The following is a 6,734-nucleotide window of genomic DNA, read 5'->3' on the forward strand; positions in this document are numbered from 1 at the left end:
AACCATAAAAAGACATTTACTGAGAAGCACAAAAACCTCTGTTTTGTGCATTATACTAGTGTTCCTTGTAAATTTTGAGCTATTTATACTTGCTATTTTACAAAACTGAAACGGCATACTATCAATGATTAAAACAATTTTCAAATTCATTATATTCTTTCGATAATTTGAGGCGAATACTATTAATTTGCTCTGATAATCTACGTTTTCTACGATTGTAAATACTACGCTCAATTTTACAACTTAACGCATTAGGAAGATTTCGAAATAAATGATTTTCACTATCAATACCCATAAATTCAGCGGTTAAGACAAGACTGATGAGTTCTAAATCAAAAAGTTTAGGTCTTCTACGTTGATAAATTAAAAGTGTATCTGTTGATATTTTTCGTAGAACTTCCAATATTCTTTCGTAATTTGCAAGTAAGTTGTTCATTGTAAATGTTTTGTAGTTAAAACAATTTACTGATTTTCAATCAAATGAACAACTTTATTCTTTATTAATCAAAATGCACAACGGGTATTCTATTGTATCGTATTCCAAATAAAAGTAGTGGATAGAATCATTATAAAAAATATTAGTTTTCCCTCTTAAACTGTAATTATCATCAAATAAATCTTGATTGGATTCTATTGCTGAAATTGTATTTTGATAATCAATTTTCTTAGAACAGCTTATTGTTTCTATAATAAATATGCTAATAAGAAGTTTTCTCATTCTGTTTAATATGATATACAATATGTTAAAATACATATTTCTAAACAAAAAAATCCCTCAATTTCTTGAAGGATTTAAATATTATTTGATCGAAAAATTAATTACAACCATTCGTCATCATCTTCTGAATCTTCTAATTCAGCATCGATGAATTGAATATAAAATGCAACAATTTCTCCTTTTTCATTGTAACCAAAGTAAGCAGGGTAGATTCCTTCTCCAAAACCAGCTTGAAAAATTGGCGATTTGAATTCTGTATTTGGAATTGTCCAATTGATCCAATCTCCTTCTTCTGACTGATATTTTGGGTTATTTTTAGCGTTCTCTACGAATAATGCATTGAAATAATCATCGTATAAATTTACATCACCTTTGCTTTCGAATTCATCAATAAATTTTACAAAAGAATCTTTTGCTTCTGCATCAACAATTGTAGCTAAACCACTTTCGATAGAAAAACCAAAATATTCTCCTTCTTGTAATTCGTCAATCAACTCAATCCCTTTCATTGCTTCTTCGTAACGAACAGGTTTTTCGTTTGTAAAAGCAACTTTGATACAACCAATCAAATTCTCAACGTCACCATCGTCTTCAAATTTTACGATGCTTGCAGTTACAGGAAAATTACCTTTTGGCGTTTCAAGGAAATAAGGATCTTTATCCATTGATAAATATTCTCCCAAAGGATCATTTACAAAGATTTTACCTGATGGTAAAGAAACTTCTCCCATTTCGATTTGGTCGATTTCTACACCTCCAATTTCTTTATCTGTAAAATATTTTTCTAAATCATTAGGAGCTAAAGTGAATTCTCTTTTAGATTCCCAAGTTTTTAACCATTCTGCTGTTGGTTGCATAAATTATTGTTTTTAAGTGGTACAAAATTACATTAAATAATGAGAGTAACTCAACTTTTATATGTTAGTGAAAAATTAAATTATCTTAATTTTTTTCTCAATTCGTTCTTATCAATATCATATTCTAAATGCATGATCGAAATTAAATCATCTTCAGAAAGTAAATTGTTTTTGTAATATTGAATTAAAAATGATTCGATTTTAGAAAATTCATTTAACGATTTTTGTAAAAAATAAGCTTCAACAAATTGATTATCTTTTGTTTTTAATGTAATCAAATTACTAATTCCGTGCGAACCTTCTGGATTTTCGAACTCACCAAATTCCTTTACAGCTTTTCCTTTGTAATCTTCATTATCAATGACAATAGAAAACAAATCGTTGATTGAAAAAGTTTGATCCTTTACAGAAATTGTATCTTTTGTAAATGTCAATTTTCCATCAAAATTACCTTTCAATTCTGCCGAAGGTCGCTTAAAATAACCATTCCAATAAGCAACAGCTGTTGCTAAAAGCCCAATAAAAATGTAATAATACGTTTGATTTTTGAACACTTTCAGTTCCAAAAACACAAAACTAATTACAGTAACGGCGAGAAATGATAAGATGACTTTTGCAATCTGTTTATTATTTTTTTTAGGTTTTTCTGGTACAAAAATTTCAAAACTATAACTATCCATGTGCTATTTCTTTACGAACTCTACTTAAACTTTCGGGTGTGATGCCTAAATATGAAGCGATCATCCATTGCGGTATGCGAGAGAGTTGGTTGGGATAAAGACGCATAAATTCTAAATAACGAGTCTTTGCAGATGCACCAAGTAACAAATTAATACGATCTTGTAAACTACGCACATGATTTTGAATTAATTTATTTTGAGCAGCTAAATAATTTGGATTTAATCGAGTGATTAAATCATTCAATTTTTCATTCAATAAAATAACGGTAGAATCTTCTATTGCTTGAATATAAAATTTTGATTGTTGCTTACAAAAAGCACTATTTCTATCACTTACAATCCAATTTTCTGTACCAAATTGCAAGACATGTTCTTTTCCATTTTCATCTATTGTATAAGAACGAATAACGCCAGATTCAACAAAAAAATAATCTTCGGAATATTCGCCAGGTTCTAAAATAAATTCATTCTTTTTGATGTGTTTTACCACCAAAAATTTTTCAATTTCTGCCCATTGTTCTTCTGTCAGATCAATAATATTTGATAAATGTTTTTTATAATTTTCCATATGTATAGGAGTATGCAACAAATTTAAGAGAAATTAATCAATAAAATTGTATCAATATTTGTTACAATTAAAAAATTTGTACTAAATTTGTCCCATCGATATAGAGAAATGAATAATTTAAGATTTGCAACGGCGATTCATATTTTAGTTTTGACTGAAAAATTCAAGGGACAATTAATAACTTCTGATTTTATTGCGGGAAGTATTAATGTGAATCCTGTTGTGGTTCGTCGTGAGATTAAATTCTTGAAAGAAGCAGGTTTCATCGATTCGAAAAAAGGGAAAGAAGGAGGAATTTACTTAGTTAAAGATTCTGCTGATATTTTGTTAGGCGATGTCTATAAAATTGTCAATCAAGAAAATGTTTTTGGAAGAATGAATCATACCAATCCAGAATGTCCAGTTGGTAAACAAATGAATAACAATCTTGAAAAATTATTTGATGATGCTGAATCAGAGTTGATTAAGTCGTTAAATCATAAAACTTTAAAGCAATTTTGTGATGAATTTCAGTAAAATTTTTTATCTTTAAATGTAACAAAATTAATTACAATATAAAATTAAATAAAATGAGAGTAGCAGTAATTGGAGCAACAGGTTTTGTAGGCTCACATATTGTAGAAGAATTGGTAAACAGAAATCAATCTATCAAAGCATTTGCGCGAAATACAGACAACGTTTTGGATAGTAAAAACGTAGCTAAAGTGGCATTAGATGTAAACGATGTGCAAGCTTTGGCGACAGATTTGAAAGGTGCTGATGTGGTTGTAAGTGCTTTTAATGCAGGTTGGACAAATCCAAATATTTATGAAGATTATTTGAAAGGCGCAAAAGCAATTGAAGAAGCAACTAAATTGGCTGGTGTAAAACGTTTGATTGTTGTTGGTGGAGCGGGAAGTCTGTATGTGAATGATAAAAAAGAACTGCAAATTGTAGACGCGCCAGATTTTCCTGAGCAAATAAAACAAGGCGCTTTGGCTGCGAGAGATTATTATAATATCTTGAAACAAGATAATGAGTTGGATTGGACAATGTTTTCTCCAGCGCCAGAAATGCATCAAGGAACTTCTGGAGAGCGAAAAGGTACGTATCGTTTAGGGAATGATGTACCTGTTTTCAATGCAGAAGGTCGTAGTATTTTGTCTGTGGAAGATGTTGCAGTGGTGATTGCAGATGAAATTGAAAATGCCAATCATATAAAAAGTAGATTTACAGCAGCTTATTAAGGTGTTTGAATAAATTTATAATAAAATTATTTTTATAGGACAATTTTTTGTTTTTGGTACGGTTTGTGAAAAACAGATAGCAAATACAAGAATAATGAAATTGTCAATCGCAATAGGATGTTTAATTCTAAGTTTAGGATTTGTTCTAATATGCTCTTTTCTAAATCTTGGTGTATTTTTTAATCAACTGCTTGGAGTAGTTTTTCTGTTCTGTAGTTTGTTTATGGGATATTTAGGTTTTGTCAATTTATTTGACTACCTAAATCATTCAAGATTAGTAAATAAAGGAGTAAAAGTAAAAGCACATATTATTGAAATAAAAAGAGGTTTATTAGGAGAAAATCATTTGCCAGACTATATAGTTGAAGTTTTTTATAAACATCCAAATACTGAAAAAATTTATTATACAGAATTTGAATATTTTGGAGATGTTAACGCAAGTGAGAATCTAAAGAAAGGAAAAGAGGTTGATATTTTAATCGATCCTCAAAATCCAGAAAATATTTATTATAAAAATGTAATTTAAAAAGGCTGTCCTAACAAATAAGACAGCCTTTATTATTTTTATTCGGATAAAAACTATTGTTTGATATACGTTTTATTTCCGTTATCGTTGATATAGTATTTTCCACCTTTTGGTCCTACATAAACTTTGTGTCCATTGTAAGTCCCTGCAGTAGTTGTTTTAGCTACAGTCGTTTTTGTTTCTTTTTTTGGAGTAGTCGTTTTCTCCACTTTTTTTTCTGAAGCTACTTTTTTGTCATTGACTGTTTTAGCAGTTGCATCAGTTTTCTTAGTTGTAGTTGCTTTTACATCCTTTTTTGTTTCTGTTACTTTTTTATCAGTTGTAGCCTTTGTTTTTGCCATTTCTGTTTTAGCAGTTTTAGTTGGAGTTTTAGTTTGAGCAAATGCTACAGTAGATCCAGTAAATGCAAATAAGCTAAGCGCGATAGCTGTTTTTTTAATTAAATTCATTGTAATTTGGTTTTGAATTGTTATTTATATTCAGTTAAAATTTCTATTCAATATTAAATAAATTATCCACCAAAACAACCAAAATAAACTTAAGATTAGCTTAAGAATAATTATTTCAAATGATCCAATAACATTTCTGCTGTCGCTGGGTTTGTAGCTAATGGGATATTGTGTACATCGCACAGTCTCAGTAACATATTTACATCTGGTTCGTGCGGATGTTTTCCCATCGGATCTCTAAAAAAGAAAACCATATCTGTTTTTCCTTCTACAACTCGAGCGGCAATTTGCGCGTCACCACCAAGAGGACCAGATAGATAGCGCGTTACTTTTAGTCCAGTTTGCTCTGCATACTTTCCTGTAGTCCCTGTAGCAATAAATGTGATATTATTTTTGTTTAAAGCTTCTTTATGTTTCATTAAAAAATTGACCATTTCAGCTTTTTTTCCATCATGAGCGATCAATGCTATTTCCATATATTTTTTCTATTTAATCTAAAATCTTACTTTTGTACAAAGTTAGCAGAACAATCTTAAATAACGAGTTGTTTTAAGAATTATAAATAGTATACGACTATGAAATTTAATTTATTAACAGTAAAAGAAATTGTAAAATTAACGGCTGATGCTGTTCAAATTTCGTTTGATGTTCCTGAGGAATTACACGAAGAATACAATTTTTTACCTGGACAATATATCACTCTTAATATTAATGGAGAACGAAGAGATTATTCTTTGTGTGAATCTCCTAATGATAAAAAATGGAGCATTGGGGTTAAATCTCAACCAAATGGAAAGATTTCTTCTTATTTAGCAAATGAACTAAAAGTTGGTGATCAATTGGAAGTTTCTACACCAAGTGGACGTTTTACAATTCCAACAAAACCAAACGAAAAACGTACGTTATTAGCTTTTACGGCGGGTAGTGGAATCACGCCAATTATGAGTATGTTAGAGTTTACTTTGCAGACTGAAGAATGGGTAAATTTTCATATTTTTTATGTAAATAGAGATGAAAACTCAATCATGTTCAAAGAGCGTTTGACAGAATTGAAACAAAAATATCCAAACAATGTTTTTATTCATCATTTCTATACGCATCAAGATCAAGAGAATTTTATTTACAACGGACGAATTGATGAGAAGAAGTTTGATTTAATTTTGAATCAAATTATTGATATCAATGAAGTCGATGAAGCAATGGTTTGTGGACCAGAAGAAATGATTTTGACTTTAGCGAAGAAAATCAATGAAGCGGGAATTATCGAGAAACATATTCATTTCGAAATGTTTAATCCTTCAGTGAAAACAGAAGATATTTTTACAAAACATGACGAAGGACCTCAAACGGTTCAAGTTACTGTAACACTTGATGGAGAAACTTCTGAAGTGACTTGGGATAGAGGAAAAAATTTGATTGATACAATGTTAGACGCTGGTATTGATGCGCCTTATTCATGTAAAGGTGGTGTCTGTTCGTCTTGTATGTGTAAGATAAAGGAAGGCGAAGTGCATATCGGAGACAACTATGTATTAACAGATTCTGATTATGAAGAAGGAATGACGTTAGCGTGTATTTCTCGTCCAAAAACAGCTACTTTAGCAATTGATTTTGACGAAGTTTAAGAACAAAAAATATCTAATAAAAAAAGACGGAAATTATAAATTTTCGTCTTTTTATTTTATGATAATGTCCCGTCCTGAAATAGCG

At 30.0% G+C, this 6,734-nt stretch carries 9 protein-coding genes and 1 pseudogene; 4 read left to right on the forward strand and 6 right to left on the reverse strand.

What is annotated here, in order from left to right; translation table 11 throughout:
* Positions 1-19 precede the first annotated feature (19 nt).
* The 4 genes and pseudogenes from B4J88_RS01330 to B4J88_RS01345 all read right to left on the reverse strand — a co-directional run.
* Positions 20-436: pseudogene (locus B4J88_RS01330) on the reverse strand (IS982 family transposase); the annotation flags it as partial.
* 383 nt (positions 437-819) lie between these two features.
* On the reverse strand, positions 820-1,575 hold the full coding sequence (locus B4J88_RS01335; protein WP_038335748.1) for a DUF4241 domain-containing protein: 756 nt from the start codon (positions 1,573-1,575) through the stop codon (positions 820-822).
* 80 nt (positions 1,576-1,655) lie between these two features.
* Positions 1,656-2,255, reverse strand: coding sequence for a hypothetical protein (locus B4J88_RS01340; RefSeq protein WP_038335749.1), 600 nt, complete (start codon positions 2,253-2,255; stop codon positions 1,656-1,658).
* Entirely contained in the window at positions 2,248-2,823 is a 576-nt protein-coding gene (locus B4J88_RS01345) for a Crp/Fnr family transcriptional regulator (protein ID WP_038335750.1), read from the reverse strand. The genes B4J88_RS01340 and B4J88_RS01345 overlap by 8 nt, the downstream gene beginning before the upstream one ends.
* A 108-nt stretch (positions 2,824-2,931) precedes the next feature.
* Between B4J88_RS01345 and B4J88_RS01350 the strand changes: the two genes are divergently transcribed.
* The 3 genes from B4J88_RS01350 (at position 2,932) to B4J88_RS01360 (ending at position 4,575) form a co-directional block, all read left to right on the forward strand.
* Positions 2,932-3,339, forward strand: coding sequence for an RrF2 family transcriptional regulator (locus B4J88_RS01350; protein ID WP_038335755.1), 408 nt, complete (start codon positions 2,932-2,934; stop codon positions 3,337-3,339).
* 53 nt (positions 3,340-3,392) lie between these two features.
* Positions 3,393-4,049, forward strand: coding sequence for an NAD(P)-dependent oxidoreductase (locus B4J88_RS01355; protein WP_038335757.1), 657 nt, complete (start codon positions 3,393-3,395; stop codon positions 4,047-4,049).
* A 94-nt stretch (positions 4,050-4,143) separates the two neighbouring features.
* On the forward strand, positions 4,144-4,575 hold the full coding sequence (locus B4J88_RS01360; RefSeq protein ID WP_152606146.1) for a hypothetical protein: 432 nt from the start codon (positions 4,144-4,146) through the stop codon (positions 4,573-4,575).
* A gap of 53 nt (positions 4,576-4,628) precedes the next feature.
* Here B4J88_RS01360 and B4J88_RS01365 read toward each other — a convergent pair whose 3' ends face one another.
* Both B4J88_RS01365 and B4J88_RS01370 read right to left on the reverse strand, forming a co-directional pair.
* Positions 4,629-5,024 carry a hypothetical protein gene (locus B4J88_RS01365; RefSeq protein WP_125349351.1) on the reverse strand — a complete coding sequence of 132 codons (396 nt, stop codon included), beginning with the start codon at positions 5,022-5,024 and terminating at the stop codon, positions 4,629-4,631.
* A 110-nt stretch (positions 5,025-5,134) separates the two neighbouring features.
* Positions 5,135-5,500: a methylglyoxal synthase gene (locus tag B4J88_RS01370; RefSeq protein WP_019973715.1), complete on the reverse strand. Its 366-nt coding sequence runs from the start codon at positions 5,498-5,500 to the stop codon at positions 5,135-5,137.
* Positions 5,501-5,599: 99 nt separating this feature from the next.
* Here B4J88_RS01370 and B4J88_RS01375 point away from each other — a divergent pair, with 99 nt between their 5' ends.
* Complete coding sequence (locus tag B4J88_RS01375) at positions 5,600-6,649, forward strand: 2Fe-2S iron-sulfur cluster-binding protein (protein WP_291065992.1); 1,050 nt, start codon at positions 5,600-5,602, stop codon at positions 6,647-6,649.
* The last annotated feature ends 85 nt before the right edge of the window (positions 6,650-6,734 follow it).

Source organism: Empedobacter sp. UBA5036 (assembly GCF_002415215.1).
Lineage (GTDB): Bacteria > Bacteroidota > Bacteroidia > Flavobacteriales > Weeksellaceae > Empedobacter > Empedobacter falsenii_B.

Coding starts and splice junctions, on each gene's coding strand:
- B4J88_RS01335 (WP_038335748.1), bottom strand. CDS start 1,575: ATGCAACCAACAGCAGAATGGTTAAAAACTTGGGAATCTAAAAGAGAA.
- B4J88_RS01340 (WP_038335749.1), bottom strand. CDS start 2,255: ATGGATAGTTATAGTTTTGAAATTTTTGTACCAGAAAAACCTAAAAAA.
- B4J88_RS01345 (WP_038335750.1), bottom strand. CDS start 2,823: ATGGAAAATTATAAAAAACATTTATCAAATATTATTGATCTGACAGAA.
- B4J88_RS01350 (WP_038335755.1), top strand. CDS start 2,932: ATGAATAATTTAAGATTTGCAACGGCGATTCATATTTTAGTTTTGACT.
- B4J88_RS01355 (WP_038335757.1), top strand. CDS start 3,393: ATGAGAGTAGCAGTAATTGGAGCAACAGGTTTTGTAGGCTCACATATT.
- B4J88_RS01360 (WP_152606146.1), top strand. CDS start 4,144: ATGAAATTGTCAATCGCAATAGGATGTTTAATTCTAAGTTTAGGATTT.
- B4J88_RS01365 (WP_125349351.1), bottom strand. CDS start 5,024: ATGAATTTAATTAAAAAAACAGCTATCGCGCTTAGCTTATTTGCATTT.
- B4J88_RS01370 (WP_019973715.1), bottom strand. CDS start 5,500: ATGGAAATAGCATTGATCGCTCATGATGGAAAAAAAGCTGAAATGGTC.
- B4J88_RS01375 (WP_291065992.1), top strand. CDS start 5,600: ATGAAATTTAATTTATTAACAGTAAAAGAAATTGTAAAATTAACGGCT.